This window comes from Pinisolibacter sp. DMC100 (assembly GCF_056313705.1).
Genome location: NZ_JBQUZT010000001.1, coordinates 205,689 through 224,270 on the forward strand (window position 1 = coordinate 205,689; position 18,582 = coordinate 224,270).

An 18,582-nucleotide genomic window follows, 5' to 3' on the forward strand; every position below is an offset into this window, starting at 1 on the left:
CCTAGCCCTCCCCCCCGCGCCGACCGAAGAGCAGCGCACGGCGATCGATCGCCGCCGGCGCCCGCGTCTCGGGCTGCGGTTCGGGTTCGGGCTCGGGCGCCCGGAAGACTTCCTCGATCGCCGCCTCGGCGACGGCGCGGACGACCGCCGGGTCGTCGAATTCGAACATCGGCGAGAAGAACGAGGCGCTGTCGAGCCGGCCGAACCCGTCGACCGCCCCGACCACGCAGGGAAAGTCGCCGCCGGGGAAGGCATGGACCACGGTCGAGCCGGGCGAGGCCGGCTCGAGCTCGGGTCCGTCGGGCGGCGCGGTGACGACGAGGTTCATGAACCACGGCGTCGCCATCACCCCGACGATGCGCGCGCCCCAGGGGCGAAAGCCGATCGCCTCGACCGTCAGCACCGGATTGACCAGCGGCACGTCGCGCATCGGTCCGTCCGCCACCACGCGGAACGCCGCTTCGAGCCGCGCCGCCACGACCGACGCCGCCGCATCGTCCGCAGGCAGGGCCTGCGGCATCGGCGAGACGAGGGTCGACGGCGCGGTCTCGGTCACGGCATCAGCCTCCCGATCCGAGAATCATGAACTTCGAGCGCGGCGCACTGCAGTTCGGGCAGGTCCACTCCTCCGGCAGATCGGCGAAGGACGTGCCGGGCGGCACCTGCCAGGCGTCGTCGCCTTCCGCCGGATCGTAGACGTGCCAGCAGATGCCGCACTCCATCTTCGTTTCCGCCGTCACGTCCTGCTTCACGCCGAAGTTCTCGAAGCCACTCATTGGAAATAGGCCTCGCGGATGTCTTTCAAGCGCTCGGCCGAATCGCGAAAGTCCTCGACCGCCGCGCGCGCCGTCACCGGCACGTCGCCGATCTCCAGCGTGTCGAGCACGATCGTGTCCATGGCGTTGAAGAACTGCACCGACCAGACGTTCCGCGTGCCGGTCGCGACGATCCGGCAGGTGCCGTAGCCGCGCGACAGCATCTGCACCGGCCCCGGCCCCAGCGTGTCCTGGAGATGGCTCATGTCGGCTTCCGACATCGGGAACAGCGAGAAGGTGACGGTGTGCGACGGCGCGCCGGGACGATGCGCCAGCGCGCGGTCGCGGATCTCGGTCAGGAGCGACATCACGTTCATCGCGCCCTCGGGCGGCGGCGGCAGATCCTCGAGCACCGTCGTCATCGACGCCGCGCGCTCGACCGCCGCCGGCACCGAGGCGACCTCGACGTAGTCGGCGACGCGGGCGCCCGAGGCGTCGGTGAAGCGCACCCGCCACAGGCCGGCCATCACCGATTCCTGCACCTGCGCGACGACGCCGTCGGGCAGCGCCACGGTGGCCGAGACCTCGCCCTCGCCCAGCACCTGGCCGAGCAGCTCGAGATCGTCGGCACCCCAGCCGTCGAGATCGAACAGCCGGCTCGGCTGACCGACCTCCTGCGTCTCCAGCGCCGCGACCATCTCCGGCAGCAGGCTCGCCACCCGCGGACAGCGCGCGATCAGTTCCTCGGCGCTCGAGGTGGCGAGGAAGGAGATGGTGCCGGTGCCGGTCAGGCCCGAGCGACCGGCGAAACCCGAAGCCTTGTCGTCGATGCCGATCGGCACCATCGACACGCCTTCGTCGGCGCCGTCCGGCGCGACCCAGAATCCAGCCTTCATGCTTCGTCTCCCCTCGCGGCCTGCGATGTGGTGAAGGCCACCCGCGGCTTCTCGTCCTTGATCAGCGCCGGGGCGTCCGCCGCCAGCGCCGCCTCGATCTTCTCCATGTATTCGGACCAGTCGCGGATCTTCGGCAGAACCGCGATCGTCTCGGCGCCGCGCGTCACCACCAGCGACGGCAGCACCGCGACGTGGAAACGCGACGACAGCGTCGCCTCCGCGCCGGCCGCCACGACGGCACCGCGCAGGCGACGCTGGAAGGCGGCCAGCACCTCCGGCATCACCACGGCCACATCGAGCGTCTCCGCCCGCGTCGCCGGATCGCCGGGAAAGAACAGCAGCGCATGCGGGGGTTCCCCCTCCGCGGGCGCGAGAAAAGCGTCGATCGACGAGGGATCGACCACCGGCAGGCCGTAGCGATCGGCCAATGCGGCGACGAGGGGATGTGTCATTCGTCCTCCCGGTGCGGGCTTCGCGTTTGTCTGTGGCCCGCATCCCTCTGGTTCAGCAAGCCGTATGCCAACTTTCCGTCCACCCGATGACAAGCAAACGACCGCCGTTTTCCGGTCACGACCGTCGGGACACCCCGAGCGCCGCTTCCGGATACGACCGTGCACTTTCCATCGATGGAAATCAATTGATCGGACCGCGTATCCCGCGCGCCGTTGCGCGGGTTGCGCGAAGGCCCGGTCAGGCCGTCGCGGCGGGGACGTCCTCGCCGCCGTCTTCGCGCAGGAAGTCGGGCAACTGCGGTTCGCGCCCGACAAGATCGGCGAAGAGATGGTCGAAGCTCTCGCCGTCGAGCGCCGCGGCGAGGCCGCGCAGCGCATTGTCGATCATCGTCGCCTCGGCCTCGTCGAGCACGCGCACCGCGCTGTCGATGTGGACGAGCACCCGCGTGCCGACCGGCTGTTCGCCGATCAGCAGCATCGAGACGCGCCGCTGCTCGTCGCCGCGGGCGACGAGTGCGGTGACGTCGTCGCCTTCGACGACGACCATCGGAATCCCGAGGCACATGATTGCTCGTCCCTTCGCAGTCTCAGCCGACCCGCCGCTCGTAGGCGGCGAAGTCGATGTCGTTGGCGAGCAGCGGCTCGGCCGTGTCCGCCCGCCTCTCCACCGCGATGCCCCACTCGGCGAGCAGCGCCACCGCGGCGGCGAGCGCCGGCTCCAGCGCATCGCGCGCCGGCCCGGTGAGCGGTCCGCCCCAGTCCTCGAGATCGAGCGGCTGGCAGCCGATCAGCGCGAGCTCCCGGGGATAGGCCCCGAGCAGATCCGCCGCCGACAATACCTCCTGGAAGCCCGTCTGGTGAAGCGACATCTTCTTGGCGCCGGTGAACTTCGGCACCTCGTCGTCACGGACGATCTTCAGCGTGCCGGGTTCCAGCCCGTAGTCGATCGCGTCGAACACCAGCAGGCGATCGTGCTCCTGCAGGAAGTTGACGAGGTAGAGCCCCTGCGTGCCGCCGTCGAGGACGGTGACGTCGTCGGGAACGCGGTAGCGGCGGTGGAATTCCTCCACCGCCCTGACCCCGAAGCCCTCGTCCGCCCACAGGATGTTGCCGATGCCGAGCACCAGCGTGCGCGAGGTCGCTTGTCCCATCGTCTCAGTCCTTCAGATCGTCGCGGAACAGACGTTCGCCCGACACCATCGACGAGATCATCGACTGACGGCTGAGGATGTCCTCGCGCACCGCGGCGTAGACGTGCACGACCACGAAGGTCACGATCGCCCACATGCCGAGGTGATGCCAGGTGTGGATGTCCTGGCTGTTCGGGAAGATCGAGAAGACCCAGCCGAACAGCTTGTACTGCCAGCTCGCCTGCCCGGCGCCCTCGGAATAGAGCGCCATACCGCTGATCATCATGAAGACGAGGAACAGCATGAAGGTGAACATGGCGATGTGCGCCAGCGGGTTGTGGCCGATGTACTTCTTCGGGTCCCTGACCAGGAAGGCGTACCACTTGGCCTCGTAGAGCACACCCCAGAGCCAGGTCTTGTTCCACACCGGCAGAATGAAGAGCTGGCGTGAATAGGCATTGCCCACGAAGGCCCAGTAGAGGCGGAACAGGAAGAAGACGATGAGCGTCTGTCCGGCCGCGAAATGCGCGAAACGGATATAGCCCATCAGGAAGTTGTTCGAAGCCTCGCCCGGAACCGAGGGAAGCGGCGAACCGATGAAGTAGCCGGAGATGCACAGCACCAGGATGCAGAGGGCATTGACCCAGTGCCACAGGCGCACCGGCGCCTCGTAGACGTAGATGGTCTGGAGCGCGCGCGCCTTTTCCTTGCCGGAGGCGTCGTAGGCGCCCTGAATTTCGGCGATCTGCGTCGTCATGGGATCCTCCCGACGATCACCCGCCGCGCCGACCGGGGTCGACCATGCGGTGATCGTACTCGAACCTGAGGGAGGGGACGGCGGCGAACCGCCGTCCCGCCTGTCCGGTCAGCGCACCGTGACCGTCGCCATGTCCTGACCGTCCTCGGACATGACGTGCGTCGAGCACGCCAGGCACGGGTCGAAGGAATGGAGGGTGCGCAGGATCTCGAGCGGCTTCTCCGGATCCGCCAGCGGCGTGTCCATGAGCGCCGCCTCGAAGGCGCCGATGCCGCCCTTGGGATCGCGCGGGGAGCCGTTCCAGGTGGTCGGCACGACGGCCTGATAGTTGTCGATCTTGCCGTCCTTGATCTTCACCCAGTGGCCGAGCGCGCCGCGCGGCGCCTCGGTGAAGCCGACACCCTTGACCTCCTTCGGCCAGGACTCCGGCTTCCACTTCTCGGTGTTGGCGGTCGAACTATCGCCGGCCTTGATGGTGGCGACCAGCTTGTCCTGGAAGTAGCGCATCTGATGCGCCGCCCACTGGCACTCGAGCGCGCGCGCCGCCGTGCGGCCGAGCGTCGAGAACAGCGCCGTCACCGGCACGCCGAGGTCCTTGAGCAGCTTGTCGACCGGCTCCTTGAACTCCGCCTTGTTCTGGGCGTAGCCGATGATGTAGCGGGCGAGCGGGCCCACCTCGACGGCATTGCCCTTCCAGCGCGGCGACTTGATCCAGGAGTACTTGCCCTCTTCGTCGAGCGCCTGGATGTTGGTCTTGGTGCCCTTGGTCTTCGGACCCAGCACGTAGTTCGGCTCGGTGACGCCGTCCCACGGATGCAGACCCTTGGTCTCGTCCGGATACTTGTACCAGGAATGGGTGACGAACTCCTGGACCTGATTGGGATCGGCGAGGTCGATCGGATAGACCTCCTTCAGATTGCCGTTCAGGATCACGCCGCGCGGCAGCTTCAACGAGGCCGCCGAATAGTCGTTGGCGTGCTCGGGAATGTCGCCGTAGGACATCACCGACTTGCCGGACAGACCGCCGCCGTAGAGCCAGTCCTTGTAGAACGAGCCGATCGCCTGCAGATCCGGCAGGTAGACCTGCTCGGTGAAGGCGATGCACTGGTCGATGATCGAGGAGACCAGGTTGAGCCGTTCCATGTTGATGGCGCCGACCGAACCGACGCCGTCGACGTTGATGGCGCAGGGCACGCCGCCGACCAGCCAGTTCGGATGCGGGTTCTTGCCGCCGTAGATCGTGTGGATCTTGACGATCTCCTTCTGGAAGTCGAGTGCTTCCAGATAGTGGGCGACCGCCATGAGGTTGGCTTCCGGCGGCAGCTTGTAGGCCTTGTGGCCCCAGTAGCCGTTCTTGAACGGGCCGAGCTGTCCCGATTCGACGAACTTCTTCAGGCGACCCTGCAGGTCCTTGAAGTAGCCCGGCGACGACAGCGGCCAGTTGGAGATCGACTGGGCGAGCTGCGACGTCGCCTTCGGGTCGGCGGAGAGTGCCGAGACCACGTCGACCCAGTCGAGCGCATGCAGATGGTAGAAGTGCACCAGATGGTCGTGCACCTGCAGCGCCAGCTGCATGATGTTGCGGATCGAGTTGGCGTTCTCCGGGATCTTGATGTCGAGCGCGTTCTCGACCGCGCGCACCGAGGTCAGCGCGTGGGTGCCGGTGCACACACCGCAGATGCGCTCGGTGAAGGCCCAGGCGTCACGCGGATCACGGCCGCGCAGGATCACTTCGATGCCACGCCACATGGTGCCGGTCGACACCGCGTTGCGGATGACGTTGTTCTCGTCGACGTTCACTTCGACGCGCATGTGACCCTCGATGCGGGTCACCGGATCGACGACGATGCGCTTGCCGGAGTTGTCGAGATTGAAACCGTTCGGAGTCTGGATGCCCATGACGGCGCGTCCTCTTCAAATGTTCTGGTTCGGGGCGGCCGTCAGCCGACCTGCTCGGGCTTCTTGGAGGCGACGCGCTTCACCGCGGTGATCGCGGCATGAGCGACCACGCCGGCCGTGACGACGCCGGCGACCGTGCCGCCGACCTTGTCGGCGTTGGCCTCGATGCCGAAGGCGTTGATGCCGGTGAGGCGATCGTAGAACGAGCCCTTGTCCCAGAAATTCTCCTCCGAACAGCCGATGCAGCCGTGGCCCGACTGGATCGGGAAGGAGACGCCGGCGTTCCAGCGCACGGTCGAGCAGGCGTTGTAGGTCGTCGGACCCTTGCAGCCCATCTTGTAGAGGCAGTAGCCCTTCTTCGCGCCCTCGTCGTCCCACTCCTCGACGAACTGGCCGGCGTCGAAATGGGGCCGGCGGTAGCACTTGTCGTGGATGCGCTGCGAATAGAACATCTTCGGCCGACCCTGGCGGTCGAGCTCGGGCAGGCGCCCGAAGGTCGTCACGTAGGTGACGACGCCCGTCATCACCTCGGCGATCGGCGGGCAGCCCGGAACCTTGATGATCGGCTTGTTCTTGATGACCTTGTCGATCGGCGTCGCCTGGGTCGGGTTCGGCTTCGCCGCCTGGACGCAGCCCCACGAGGCGCAGGCGCCCCAGGCGATGACCGCCATGGCGTCCTCGGCCATTTCCTTCAGCTTCTCGACGAAGGGACGGCCGCCGTCGATGCAGAACATGCCGTCTTCGTTGAGCGGCGGGTTACCCTCGACGGCGAGGATGTACTGACCCTTGTACTTCTCGCGCGTCTCCTGGAGGATCGCCTCGGCCTGATGGCCGGCCGCCGCCATGATCGTGTCGTCGTAGTCGAGCGAGATCATGGAGAGGACCACGTCCTTCACCAGCGGATGCGCCGAGCGGATGAAGCTCTCCGAGCAGCAGGTGCATTCGAGGCCGTGCATCCAGATGACCGGGATGCGCGGCTTGGTCTCCAGCGCATGGGCCATCTCGGACGCCGCCGTCGAGCCGAGCCCGAGGCTCGCCGCGGTGAGCGAACAGAATTTCGTGAAGCTGCGCCGCGTGATCCCCTGACGCCGGATCACTTCGTAGAACGTTTCGTTGACTGCACCCATCGCGCGTATCCCCCAGGACGGTCTCGCCGTATCCCGATCCGCGCGTCCCGAGGGGCGCTCGCATCGGCCACGACGGACGTTTCGTAGCGATGCATCTCTGAGAGCAAATCGTAGGCCAATTGCCCCCGCGTCGGACCCGCGACCGATCGTCTTACGGAAACCTCCGGATTCCCGCCATTCCGAGGTCGCTCCTGTCGCAGGTCACGACTCGACCGCGCCGCCGTTTCGACGCTCGTCCGGAAGGATGGTGTCCGAAGGCGGAAACCGAATGGACACCACCTGCCGTGCCACGATCCGGCGCAGCGGGTGGCGAGGACGTCGTCGGCATGGTGTTCGAATGGAGTGTCCGGACGCAAGAAGACGGTCGCGCCGCATGGCGCTCAGTGGGCGGTGCAGACCATGCAGGGGTCGAAGGAGCGCACCACGTGCTGCACCGCGACCGCTTCGGCGCCCGCCTCGCCGACCGCGAGCCCCTCGAGCGCACCCTCCAGCGGACCGGCCACGCCGGCCGCGTCGCGCGGCGAGAAGTTGAAGGTGGTCGGCGCGACGATCTGCCAGCGGCCGATCCGCCCGCCGCGCACCGTCGTCCAATGGGCGAGGCTGCCGCGCGCGGCTTCCACCAGACCGACGCCCGACCCGTCGGTCTGGCTCTGTCCCTCCGAGCAGAAGGAGGCGCCACGGGCGATCGCCGCCACCCAGCGTTCCATCGCGAGGAGCACGCGCGCCGATTCCACCAGCCGCAGGATCACCCGTGCGGCGACGCCGGTACCGCCGGCCTCGCGCACCAGCGCGGCGGCGAGCGGGTCGCCGTCGACCAGCTGACGCGCCAGCGCACCGACCTCGACCGCCCGGCCGTCGAGCCGCGGCGCCCGCGCCCAGGAATAGGCCCCGGCGCGCTCGAGATCCGGCGCCGTCGTCGCCCGTGCCGGCGGCCCGGCCTCGCCGGCGATCCAGGCATGGGCCGGATCCTCGGTGATCGCGTCGATCGAGAGCGGCCGATGGACGAGATCCGCCGTCTCCATCACCCCGGCGCGGAATTCGTGTGCCCCGTCGCGGCCGACGCCCGGATAGGCGCCGACGCTCATCACGAGGCCCGGCCCACGGCCGAGCCGGGTGAGATCGAGATCGCGGGCGAGCCTGAGGAAAGCCGAGAAGTCGCTCGGTCCGTCGGAGACCCGATCGAGATCGGCGAGGCTCGCCAGCCCGGCGATCGCCTCGAGCGGCCGGCCGAACAGCGGTCCCTCGGCGAAGGCCCGGACGTCGGCGAAGATGGTGCCGAGCCGCATGATCTCGCCGAGCCCCAGCGCCCGCGTCGTGCCGCCGGCGCGGAAGGCGAGGCTGTGCGGCCATTTGCCGGCGACGACACCCATCACCTCGAGCAGCCGCGCCCGCGCCGGCAGGAACGTCGCCGACGTCGTCCCGCGGATCGCCGCGAAACGCTCGGCGACCGCCGGATACCACGGCCGATCGGCGTAGGCGGCCCGCGCGAAGTCGGGCATGAAGAAGAGGTGGAAATGGGTCAGATGATCGGCGACGTTCTCCGCCCCGTGGGCGATCGCCGCGGCCAGCTCGCCGTTGCGCTCGGGCACGAGGCCGGAGAAGGAGGCGATGGCGCGGGCCACCGCCAGCGACTGCGACACCGAGCAGATGCCGCAGATGCGCGGCGCGATCACCAGCGCGTCGTCGAGCGGGCGGCCGACCAGGATCTGCTCGAAGCCGCGATAGAGCGGCACGCCGACCTCGGCACGCCGGACGACGCCCGCCTCGATGTCGAGCGCGACCTCGAGGTCGCCCTCGACGCGATTGAACGGCCCGACCAGAACCCGCGTCACGTCTCGCTCCCTTCGCCGCCCTTGCGGCCGCGCCCCGGCGGCACCACCACCCGGTCGGCGACGGCGTTGACCCGGACCCGCCTCGGCGTCGCCGACTTCGACAGCGCCGCCAGTGCCATGAACCAGGCCTTGGGCATATCGAGCGGCAGACCGACCGGAATGCCGGCGATCTTCGGCGTGGCCAGGAAGCCGCGCGCCTCCTCGAAGCCCGGCGAGGTGCAGCCGATGCAGGCGTAGCCGCCCTGGGTGCAGGAGCCCTCGCCGTTCCAGCCGCGCTGATTGCAGTCGCCGACCGCCTGCGTCGCCTTGCAGCCGAGATGTTCCATCATGCAGCCGCGGTCCGACGCCCGTTCGGCGCTCGCCTTGAACTCGTAGAACTCGTTGCGCGAACAGCCGTGATGGGCGAGGTGGTCGGCGAAGAACTTCGGCCGGCCGAAGGCGTCGAGATCGGCCGCCACCAGCGCGCCGCGCGCCAGGGCCTGCAGCGTCTCGACGATCCAGCCGGGATGCGGCGCACAGCCGGCGATCGAGACGACCGGCAACCCGCCTGTGGCTGCGAAGTCGGCGCCGAGCGCGCCGCCGCGTTCGGCCCCGTCGAACTGCAGACCGATCGCCTCGGCCGGATCGGGCGCGGCGGCGGGAATACCGCCGAAGGCGGCGCAGGAGCCGACCGCCACGACGACGCCGGCGCGGGTCGAGAGCGACCGCACCCAGTCGGCCATGGTCCGCCCGGTCCCGGCGAGCATCTGGCAGCGCCCCGAGCCGTTCGGCCCGAGCAGGACGGAACCCTCGATCACCAGCGCGTCGAGCCGCCGTTCACCGCGCTCGACGCTCTCGAGGATGGCGCGCGCCTCCGAGCCGGTCTCGACGCTGACCGACGGGTGCCACAGGAGTTCGATCCCGGCCCGGTCGAACGCGTCGAACAGACCACGGGCGCCGTGTTCCAGCACCGCCATGGTGCAGCCGCCGCAACTGCCGGCCTGCAGCCAGAGAACCGAGAAGCGTTCGCCCGTCATGTCGGGTCTCCGGACCCGCCGTCCGCCTCAGCGGCTGCGGCAGATCACCAGCGCGGTGAAGTCTTTCGCGATCGCGGCGACGTCCGCCGTCGACTTGTCGCCATCGGACGGCTCCTGCGCGTAGGGAACCTGGTTGGCGTCGAGGAAGTAGCCCGCGACGCCCGACTTGATGGCGAAGTTGACGTTCTGCAGCACCTCGGTCGCGCCGTCGCCGCGCGCCCGCGTGTTGGCCTTGGCCACGACGACGCCGACCACCTTGCCCGACTGGTCGACCACCGCGCCGCCGGAATTGCCCGACTGGACCGGCGCCGAGATCTGCATCCGCGTCACGTCCTCGCCGGGGCCGGCCATCGCCGAGACGAGACCGGTCGAGAGATTGCCGGTCACCGTCAGCTCGCCCGCCAGCGGATAGCCGAACAGCACGATCGGATCGCCGAGGCGGATCTGCCCGCCGGAGCGGAACTTGGCGACGTTGGAGGGCTTCAGCTCGGTCTTCAGCACGGCGAGGTCGTTCTGGCTCGACCGCGCCAGGATCGAGGCCTTGGCGGCGCGCCCGTCGGGCAGCTTCAGCTCGGCCTCGTCGCAGTCCTCCACCACATGGGCGTTGGTCATCAGGTGGCCCTTGTCGGAGACGAAGAAGCCGGTGCCGGTGGAGACGCTCGACCCCTTCTTCGGGGTCTCGGCCGGCTTCTCCTCCTTGGCCTCGCGACGCGGCGGCGCCTCTTCGCTCGTCTTCTCCTCGTCGAAGGCGACGCGGCCCTTCTGGACGTCCTCCGAGCAGGAGATCGCCGACTGGATCGCCGCGCGCGTGCCGGCGAGGTTGAAGCCGTCGAGCCGCTTGCCGTTGTAGTTCACCTGGATGGTCGAATGGCGGGCGAAGTCGATGACGAATTCGGCCTTCACGTTCTCCAGCGCCAGCCCGTAGAGCTTGCCGATCTTCACGCCGACCGCCTTGCCGTTCCAGCTCTTGGAGCCGTCGAAGATCAGCTTGAGGTCGTAGTTCGTCCCGACCTTGATCTTGTCCCAACTCTCGTTGGCGAAGACCATGAAGGCGTTGTCCTGTTTGGTGTCGAAGCCGAGCTCGATCGAGGTGTCGGACTTGAAGGTCGCGAAGGCGAAGCAGCCCTGACGCTGGGCGTTGGCGGCGATGGTCCAGCCGCGCACCTCGTCGACCTCGCGGTCGATCGAATAGGGCGTGCCCGCTCGCGCCGCCGTCGTGCCCGAAATCGTCGCGCCGAACATCGCCGCACCGGCGACGAGCGCCATGCCCGCGATCCGGCCGACCGTCTTCGCCACCCGGTTGCTGTCCGTCGACGACATCCCTGCCTCCCAAGCCCTCGCCCGATCGGGCCCCCCGGGGTCCACCCGACGTCGACCCTTCGATCGGAAGCTACGCGGGGACGCGAGCGCGTTCAAGCCGACGAAAGGCCCGCGACGATGACGATTTCCGTCATCGAGCAGGTCCGCCCGAGCGCGCCCGTCGCCCGCGTGCCACCGAGCCGTGCCAGTCGGCGAACCCATGGGCGCGGTGGACGATGGCGTGATCGGGTGCCTGCTCGCCGATCGGCGCCAGTTCCCAGTCCCAGTCCTCGTCGGCGGGCGGCAGCGTCACGCCTTCGAGCAGGTCGCGGCGCTCGAGCACGCGGCCTTCCGCGTCGACGTCGCGCCCCTCGCTGTCGGTGAGCAGGCAGACCCGGCCGGAGAAGCGCTCGAGCGCGACGAGATGGCCCTCGACGATCCGCCGCCCGAGATCGGCATGGCGGCGGCGCTTCGAGGAGTTCATCGCCGCGAGCCGCTCCAGCGGCAGCAGCGCCAGCTGGCTGAGGCAGTTGGCCGAGATCACCAGATCGACCGTCGGATCGGCGGCGAGCCGCGCCAACGGATCGGAGAGCCCGGTCGCCCGGTCGAGGATCAGGTCGGTCGAACCGGTGATGTCGAGATCGACGAGGCGGACGTTGCGATGCCGCCGCGCCTTCCAGCGCGCCGGCCACAGATGCACCACGTCGACCAGCAGCACCGTCTCGAAGGCGGCCGCCAGCCGGTCGAGCGGCACGTCGCGCACCAGTCCCGAGCCGAGCACGATCGCCGTGCGGCGCCGCTCGCAAGCTTCGATCGCCCGGTCGACCACCGCATGGCACCGGGCCTCGTGCGGCCCCCAGGCGCGGCGGCAGCGGAAACCGCGCGACCACAGCGACACCGCCGCCGTCAGATGGCCGGTCCGCCGGGCATCGAGCGAGGCGGGGGTGGCGAGCCAGGTGACGACTTCGGCGAGCATGGGGAACCCCGGGGCGAATCGTTCGCGTGGCAGCAAGAGTGCCCCGCTCTGGCGCGCGACGAAACACGCACCATGTGATACGAGCCTCTGGGCCCACCCCGAGCACGGGAAACGGCGACACGCGACGGAAGAGACCATGAGCATCACGCCCGAGACGCAGACGACCCCCGCGGCCGCCAGACCGAGCCACGACTGGCGACGCCCGGCGCTGGAGATGGGACCGCTCGGCGTGTTCTTCCTCGTCTACATGCTGACCAACCGCGACCACGGCCTGTTGCCGGCGACCGGCGCGCTGATGGTGGCGACCGCGGTGGCGCTGATCGTCGGCTGGCGGCTCTTCCACAAGGTGGCGGTGATGCCGCTCGTCTCCGGCGCGGTCGTGCTGGTGTTCGGCACGCTGACGCTGATCTTCGCCGACGACACCTTCATCATGTTGAAGCCGACCATCGTCAACATCCTGTTCGGCGCGACGCTGCTCGGCGGCCTCGCCTTCGGCAAGTCGTTCCTGCAGGTGGCGCTCGACGCCGCCTTCGACCTCGACGCCGAGGGTTGGCGCAAGCTGACCTTCCGCTGGGGCCTGTTCTTCTTCTTCCTCGCCGGCCTCAACGAGGTGCTGCGTCATCTGGTCGGAACCGGCGCCATCGCCCAGTCGAGTTGGGTGACCTTCAAGGTCTTCGGCGTGATGCCGATCACCTTCCTCTTCGCGCTCTCCCAGGTGCCGCTGATCCAGAAGCACGGCCCCGCCCCGGCCGAGGACGAGGCCACGCCGTCCGATCGGGCCTGATACGAAATCCGATCGTCCAGATCGGAGTTTCGTATTCCATTCTCCGAAAATCCCGGCCCTCGCCGGGGGATTTTCGGAGATCCGCTTTCGGCATCGCGCAAGCGATCTGCCGAAAGCCGAAGACTTCACCCCCGCGACAGCACGAGCCGCGCCGCGAACGCCCCGAAGAGCGTCGCCACCGACCAGTCGAGCGCCCGACGCAGCCGTTCGGATCGCGCGAAGGCTCCCGACACCCGCTCCGCTCCCAGGATCAGCATCGCGCAGCACGGCGCCCCGATGAGCCCGTAGAGCCCGCCGAGGAAGGCGATCTTGAAGGCGGCATGAGGATCGGCCGGGTCGACGAACTGCGGCAGGAAGGTCACGAAGAACAGCACGATCTTCGGATTGAGCAGGTTGACCCCGACGCCGACCAGGAAGGACCGCATCGGCGTCTCCGCCTCGCCCGCCGTGCGCGGGTTGAAGGCCGAGCCGTGGCGCAGTGTCGCCACCGCCAGCCAGACGAGATAGGCCGCGCCGATCCACTTCAGCGCCGTGAAGGCGGTGGCCGAGGCCGCGAGCAGCGCCGACAACCCGAGGGCGGCGAGCACCGTGTGGGCATAGAGCCCGACCGTCGTGCCGGCGAGCACGGCGAAGCCCGCCTTCCGCCCGTGGGCGAGCGTCCGCCCGAGGAACAGCGCCATGTCCGGCCCCGGCGTGAAGACCAGCAGCAGCACCGCCGCCACATAGGCCGCGACCGTGCCGCCCGAAGGCAGCGCCGCCATCCATCCGCCGTCGATCATGCGCTCGCCCTCTCGTGATCGGGTGTCGTCGCGGCCGACTTTTGCACGCGTCGCCCGAACCGGCTAGAGCATGGGCGACCGGCAGCCCCGCTGCCGGATGCAACACGAGGAGACGGCATGGTCGACGGCATCGAAGGCATCCGGGCGCGCATCGCGACGCTCGCGACCACCCGCCCCGTGCTCGCCGCGGCGCTCCTGACCGCCTTCGTCTCGCTGATCGCCGTCGCGCTGCCGTCGATCGATCTCGCCGTCGCGCGTCTCTTCTTCCATCCGGGCGTCAAGCCGACGACGACCTTTCCGCTCGAGGACGTGCCCGTGCTCCTCGCGCTGCGCCGCGCCGGCATGGGCGTGACGCGCTGGGCGGCGGTCCTCGTCGTCCTCGCCGTGCTGGCCAAGATCCTCGTGCCGATGCTCGCCAAGGCGATCCCGATGCGCGGCCTCCTCTACGTGCTGGCGACGCTCGCCGCCGGCCCGGGCCTCTTGATCAACGTCTTCTTCAAGGAACTGTGGAGCCGACCCCGCCCGATCGAGACGACGATCTTCGGCGGCGACTGGCGCTTCCAGCCGGCCTGGGTGCTGGGCGGCGACTGCCCGACCAACAACTGCTCCTTCCCCTCCGGCGAGGCGGCGAGCGCGGCCTGGCTGGTCGGTCTCGTCTTCGTCGTGCCGGAGCGCTTCCGCCGCCCCACCCTGATCGTCACCGTCGGCTGGACGCTGGCGATCTCGTTCAACCGGGTGATCTTCGGCTCGCACTTCCTCTCGGACGTGATGATCTCGTGGTGCCTGATCGCGACCGTGCTGCTGGGGCTGCGTGAACTCGTCCTCGTCCGCCTGCCTCAGGCGAAGGTCGACGCGGTCGAAGCCTTCCTCGCCGGTCTCGGCGAGAAGCTCATCGCCCCGTTCCGCCCGAAGGCGTGAGCGGGCGCCCGGCGTCGTCGCAGACGGTCAGGTCGACCGACGGCACCTTCGCCGGCAACAGCGCCTCGAACGGCCGGCAGGCGCCGCCCTCGCAGAGCCGCCAATCCGCCGTGGCGCCGGAGCGCGCCAGCCGCACCGCGGGGGTCGGGGGAACCTTCGGATGCCAGACCCAGGCGCCGTCGACGAGCCGCGCGTCCGCCCCCGGTTCCATCCCGGCGCCCGAGCCGCGCACCCGCGCCGTCTCGACCACCGGCCCGCGCGTCGTCGCGCGCCAGTCCTCTTCCCAGACCTGACGCTCGACCGAGTGGGTCCACGAAAGTGTCGCCCTGTCGCCGGAGAGCGCGACGACGACCCCCCCGGCGATCAGGCAGAGTTTCACGACCGGCTCGCCGACGCGGACGCCACCGCACCCCGCGTCCGGGCGAGATGCAGGACGAGGAAGCCGATGCCGAGGGCGAAGCCGACGCCGTCGGTCCACGGCACCGCGGTGATCAGGAAGCCCGCCGCCGCCACCGCGATCGCCCGTTCGAGCAGCGTCAGATGCGCCCGGCCGTAGCCGACCGCCGCCGCGCCCCACAGCGCGATCGCCGCCGCCGCCTTCACCACCACGTAGGCGACGTCCATCCAGTGGGCGAAGGCGCTCGCCGCCCCGTGCGGCTGCAGCATCAGCGCCGGGTCGTAGACCGCCAGATAGGGGATGACGAAGCCCGGCAGCGCGATGCGCATCGCCTCGAAGCCGATCTTGAAGCCGGAGGTCCGGGCGATCGGCGCCGCGGCGAAGGCGGCGAGCGCCACCGGCGGCGTCAGGTCCGCCATGATGCCGAAGTAGAAGACGAACATGTGGGAGACGATCAGCGGCACGCCGAGCGCCAAGAGCGCCGGCGCCGCGATCGACGAGGTGATGATGTAGTTCGGGATGGTCGGGATGCCCATGCCGAGGATCAGGCTGACCACCATCGTCAGCATCAGCGAGGCGATCAGCGAATCCTTGCCGACCGCCACCACCCAGTTGCCGAAGATCGTGCCGACGCCGGTCAGCGTCATCGTGCCGACGACGAGGCCGACAACGGCGCAGGCGAGACCGACCGGCAGCGCCTGACGGGCACCGTCGGCGAAGGCGTCGCGGCAGACGATCAGCGTCGCCCGCCCGCCGACCGACAGCGTGCCCATCACCACCGCCAACCCGACCAGCGCCAGCATGGTGGTGACGCCGACCGCCAGCGAAGCGCCGGCGATGACGCCGAGGCCGATCCAGAAGCCGAAGCGGATCGCCTGCCGCTCGACCCCGAGCAGCAGCGAACCGGCGATCACCAGGAGGACCGTCAGGGCGAGGCCGACCGAGCCGGCGAAGAGCGGCGTGTAGCCCGAGAACAGCAGCCAGACGAGCACGGCGAGCGGCAGCACCAGATGCCAGCGCTGCTTCAGCGAGCCGAGCGCGTCGGGCAGCTGATCCTTGGGCAGGCCGAGGAGACCGCACTTGCCGGCTTCCAGATGCACCGCGAGGAAGGCCGAGACGTAGTAGAGGATCGCCGGCACCACCGCCGCCTTGACGATCTCGACGTAGGGAACGTCGATCGTCTCGGCCATGATGAAGGCGACCGCGCCCATCACCGGCGGCATGATCTGCCCGCCCATCGAGGCCGTCGCCTCGACGCCGCCGGCGAAGGCCGCCCGATAGCCGAAGCGCTTCATCAAGGGAATCGTGAACTGACCGACGGCGACGACGTTGGCGACGCCCGAGCCCGAGATCGTGCCCATCAGCGCCGAGGAGAACACCGCCACCTTGGCCGGCCCGCCGCGCGCCGCGCCGAAGAGGCCCATGGCGACGTCGGTGAAGAGGCCGATCATCCCGGCCTTCTCCAGGAACGAGCCGAACAGGATGAAGAGGAAGATGTAGGTCGCCGACACCAGCGTCGGCGTGGCGTAGATGCCCTCGGTGCCGAAGGCCATGTGCTCGACCACCTGCTCGAGCCCGTAGGGCCGATGGTCGAAGGGCTTGGGCAGCCAATGGCCGAACAGGCAATAGGCGAGGAACGTGCCCGCCACGATCGGCAGCGCCGGGCCCATGAAGCGCCAGACCAGCACGAAGAGCACCGAGATCGCGGTGATGCCGACCACCATGTCGGCCTGCGTCAGGTCGCCCGATCGCACCACCAGATCGTGGTAGAAGGCCCAGTGATAGAGCCCGACCAAGAAGCCGGCGACCGCCAGGATCACGAGGAAGACGCGGTCCATCGGTCCCTTGGACCGGTGCAGCGCCAGGGCGAGGCCGCCGACCATGCAGAGGAAGCCGACGTGCAGCGTCCGCACGATCTGGCTCGGCGGGTTGCCGGTGTACCAGGCGACCAGCCCGAAGGCGACGAGCAGGCTCACGAAGCCGAGCGGCGCGTCGAGGCCGATCCGCCCGCGGAGACCCGCGATCGCGATCCACACCGCCCAGAGCGCGAAGGCGCCGGCGGTGAAGTGGATCGCCGTCAGGCCGGCGACGATCGGCTTGTCGAGCGGGATCGAGAAGGCCGTCACCACCTGGAAGGCCGCGAAGGCGACCGAGATCCAGTAGAACAGCCGACCGCCGAAGCCGTCGCCGTGGTCGGCCGGAATGCCGTGTTCCGGATCGATCGCCGGACCGATCGGCCCTTCGTCGTCGTGCGTCGTCGCCTGATGGATCATCTCGCCGTTCCCGAATGAGCATGCGCCGTCGCGCGGACCCCCCGTCCACGCGCGATGAGAGCGCCGGGCGGGAAGGCCCCGCCCGGGCGTCGCGGGATCACTTCACGCCGTGTTCGGCGAGGTACTTGGCGGCACCCGGATGCATCGGCACCGGCATGCCGACCTTGGCGTTCTCGATTCTGATCGCCTTGGCCGCGGCGTGGGCCGCCTGCAGCTCGCCGAGGTTCTCGTAGATCGACTTGGTCATCTGATAGACGAGGTCGTCGGAAAGATCGGAGCGGGTGACGAGATAGTTCACCACCGCCGCCGTCGGCACCGCCTTGTCCTGCTTGCCGTAGGTGCCGGCCGGGATGTCGGTGGCGACGAAGGGTGCGCCCGCCTTCTCGACCACCGCCTTGGGGATCTCGACGACGGTGATGTCGACCGAGGTCGCGAGGTCGCGGATCGAGGCGACGCCGAGACCGGCCGACTGCAGCGTCGCGTCGAGCTGACGGTTCTTCATCAGCTCGACGGATTCGGCAAACGAGAGGTACTCGACCTTGCCGAGATCGGCGTAGGCGAGGCCCGCCGCCGCCAGGATCGCCCGCGCGTTGAGCTCGGTGCCCGACTTCGGCGCGCCGACCGACAGGCGCTTGCCCTTGAGATCGGCCAGCGTCTTGATGCCGCTGTCGTGCGAGGCGACGATCTGGATGTAGTTCGAATAGATCGCGGTCATGCCGCGCAGCTTGTCGAGCTTGGCCTTGAAGCCGGCCTCCTGATCGCCGGTCCAGCCGGCGGCGAGGCTGTCGCCGAGGGTGAAGGCGACCTCGCCCTTGCCCTGCTGCAAGAGGTTGAGGTTCTCGACCGAGGCCTTGGTGGCCTGCACCGTCGGCCGGGCGCCGGCGATCTTCTCGCCGTAGATCTTGGCGATGGCGACGCCCATCGGGTAGTAGACGCCCGAAGTGCCGCCCGTCAGGACCGTGATGAACTCGTCGGCGCGTGCGCCGATCGACGACGCCGTCATGATCGCCAGCGCACCGAGCGCCGCGATCGCGGAACGTGCCTTCATGGCCGTCTCTCCCTGGTTTCCCCGCCGTCGGCCCGTCGTTTCTCGCAGGCCGATCGTCCAGGAACTGTCGCGCGATCGCGGCCCGACGGCAACCACGGAATCCCGCAATTTCGCCGACCGCGGCATTTTTTCGGTCATCCGTTCGTTTCGCGAACGCCATGCCGGCCGGCTGCGGGGAAGCGCGGATGTGGCGCGCGCCCCTTGACTTCCCCGCCTCTTTCGGGCTTTTCGGAAGGGCTCGCGC

General features: G+C 69.1%; 20 protein-coding genes. 3 read left to right on the forward strand and 17 right to left on the reverse strand.

The window, feature by feature from the left end:
• Position 1 precedes the first annotated feature (1 nt).
• From hybE to ACT541_RS01035, 13 genes are all read right to left on the reverse strand, one after another.
• Positions 2-556, reverse strand: coding sequence for a [NiFe]-hydrogenase assembly chaperone HybE (hybE, locus tag ACT541_RS00975; protein WP_476133565.1), 555 nt, complete (start codon positions 554-556; stop codon positions 2-4).
• A gap of 4 nt (positions 557-560) precedes the next feature.
• On the reverse strand, positions 561-776 hold the full coding sequence (locus ACT541_RS00980) for a rubredoxin (protein ID WP_476133567.1): 216 nt from the start codon (positions 774-776) through the stop codon (positions 561-563).
• Positions 773-1,651, reverse strand: a complete 879-nt coding sequence (locus ACT541_RS00985) for a hydrogenase expression/formation protein (protein ID WP_476133569.1) — start codon at positions 1,649-1,651, stop codon at positions 773-775. The genes ACT541_RS00980 and ACT541_RS00985 overlap by 4 nt, the downstream gene beginning before the upstream one ends.
• Positions 1,648-2,103, reverse strand: a complete 456-nt coding sequence (locus tag ACT541_RS00990; protein ID WP_476133571.1) for a thioredoxin domain-containing protein — start codon at positions 2,101-2,103, stop codon at positions 1,648-1,650. The genes ACT541_RS00985 and ACT541_RS00990 overlap by 4 nt, the downstream gene beginning before the upstream one ends.
• Before the next feature lie 238 nt (positions 2,104-2,341).
• Positions 2,342-2,668, reverse strand: a complete 327-nt coding sequence (locus tag ACT541_RS00995; RefSeq protein ID WP_476133573.1) for a HypC/HybG/HupF family hydrogenase formation chaperone — start codon at positions 2,666-2,668, stop codon at positions 2,342-2,344.
• Positions 2,669-2,690: 22 nt separating this feature from the next.
• A complete protein-coding gene (locus ACT541_RS01000; RefSeq protein WP_476133575.1) occupies positions 2,691-3,254 on the reverse strand; it encodes a HyaD/HybD family hydrogenase maturation endopeptidase in 564 nt (187 codons plus the stop codon).
• Positions 3,255-3,258: 4 nt separating this feature from the next.
• The gene (gene cybH, locus ACT541_RS01005) at positions 3,259-3,990 is read right to left on the reverse strand and encodes a Ni/Fe-hydrogenase, b-type cytochrome subunit (protein ID WP_476133577.1); all 732 of its coding nucleotides are present in this window, start codon (positions 3,988-3,990) and stop codon (positions 3,259-3,261) included.
• 108 nt (positions 3,991-4,098) lie between these two features.
• Positions 4,099-5,889, reverse strand: a complete 1,791-nt coding sequence (locus ACT541_RS01010) for a nickel-dependent hydrogenase large subunit (protein ID WP_476133579.1) — start codon at positions 5,887-5,889, stop codon at positions 4,099-4,101.
• 41 nt (positions 5,890-5,930) lie between these two features.
• Positions 5,931-7,016, reverse strand: a complete 1,086-nt coding sequence (locus ACT541_RS01015; RefSeq protein WP_476133580.1) for a hydrogenase small subunit — start codon at positions 7,014-7,016, stop codon at positions 5,931-5,933.
• Between the two features lie 380 nt (positions 7,017-7,396).
• On the reverse strand, positions 7,397-8,848 hold the full coding sequence (locus ACT541_RS01020) for a nickel-dependent hydrogenase large subunit (RefSeq protein WP_476133582.1): 1,452 nt from the start codon (positions 8,846-8,848) through the stop codon (positions 7,397-7,399).
• Positions 8,845-9,864 carry an NADH-quinone oxidoreductase subunit B family protein gene (locus tag ACT541_RS01025; RefSeq protein ID WP_476133584.1) on the reverse strand — a complete coding sequence of 340 codons (1,020 nt, stop codon included), beginning with the start codon at positions 9,862-9,864 and terminating at the stop codon, positions 8,845-8,847. The genes ACT541_RS01020 and ACT541_RS01025 overlap by 4 nt, the downstream gene beginning before the upstream one ends.
• 27 nt (positions 9,865-9,891) lie before the next feature.
• Positions 9,892-11,184, reverse strand: a complete 1,293-nt coding sequence (locus tag ACT541_RS01030) for a S1C family serine protease (RefSeq protein WP_476133586.1) — start codon at positions 11,182-11,184, stop codon at positions 9,892-9,894.
• A 130-nt stretch (positions 11,185-11,314) separates the two neighbouring features.
• Positions 11,315-12,139 (reverse strand): hypothetical protein, encoded by an 825-nt coding sequence (locus ACT541_RS01035; RefSeq protein WP_476133587.1) that lies wholly within the window; start codon positions 12,137-12,139, stop codon positions 11,315-11,317.
• Between the two features lie 136 nt (positions 12,140-12,275).
• Here ACT541_RS01035 and ACT541_RS01040 point away from each other — a divergent pair, with 136 nt between their 5' ends.
• Positions 12,276-12,923: a septation protein A gene (locus ACT541_RS01040; RefSeq protein WP_476133588.1), complete on the forward strand. Its 648-nt coding sequence runs from the start codon at positions 12,276-12,278 to the stop codon at positions 12,921-12,923.
• Positions 12,924-13,048: 125 nt separating this feature from the next.
• Here the strand turns inward: ACT541_RS01040 and ACT541_RS01045 are convergent, their stop codons facing one another.
• The gene (locus tag ACT541_RS01045) at positions 13,049-13,702 is read right to left on the reverse strand and encodes a LysE family translocator (protein ID WP_476133590.1); all 654 of its coding nucleotides are present in this window, start codon (positions 13,700-13,702) and stop codon (positions 13,049-13,051) included.
• A 117-nt stretch (positions 13,703-13,819) separates the two neighbouring features.
• On the opposite strand from ACT541_RS01045, the gene ACT541_RS01050 reads away from it, so the two are divergent.
• Positions 13,820-14,620: a phosphatase PAP2 family protein gene (locus ACT541_RS01050; protein WP_476133592.1), complete on the forward strand. Its 801-nt coding sequence runs from the start codon at positions 13,820-13,822 to the stop codon at positions 14,618-14,620.
• On the opposite strand, the gene ACT541_RS01055 is transcribed toward ACT541_RS01050, so the two are convergent.
• The 3 genes from ACT541_RS01055 to ACT541_RS01065 form a co-directional block, all read right to left on the reverse strand.
• Positions 14,592-14,999: a DUF1850 domain-containing protein gene (locus ACT541_RS01055; protein ID WP_476133593.1), complete on the reverse strand. Its 408-nt coding sequence runs from the start codon at positions 14,997-14,999 to the stop codon at positions 14,592-14,594. The two genes, ACT541_RS01050 and ACT541_RS01055, sit on opposite strands and share 29 nt — an antisense overlap.
• Positions 14,996-17,290, reverse strand: coding sequence for a TRAP transporter permease (locus ACT541_RS01060; protein ID WP_476133595.1), 2,295 nt, complete (start codon positions 17,288-17,290; stop codon positions 14,996-14,998). The genes ACT541_RS01055 and ACT541_RS01060 overlap by 4 nt, the downstream gene beginning before the upstream one ends.
• A 97-nt stretch (positions 17,291-17,387) precedes the next feature.
• A complete protein-coding gene (locus ACT541_RS01065; RefSeq protein ID WP_476133597.1) occupies positions 17,388-18,338 on the reverse strand; it encodes a TAXI family TRAP transporter solute-binding subunit in 951 nt (316 codons plus the stop codon).
• Here ACT541_RS01065 and ACT541_RS01070 point away from each other — a divergent pair.
• Positions 18,337-18,543, forward strand: coding sequence for a hypothetical protein (locus ACT541_RS01070; RefSeq protein WP_476133599.1), 207 nt, complete (start codon positions 18,337-18,339; stop codon positions 18,541-18,543). The genes ACT541_RS01065 and ACT541_RS01070 overlap by 2 nt on opposite strands.
• The last annotated feature ends 39 nt before the right edge of the window (positions 18,544-18,582 follow it).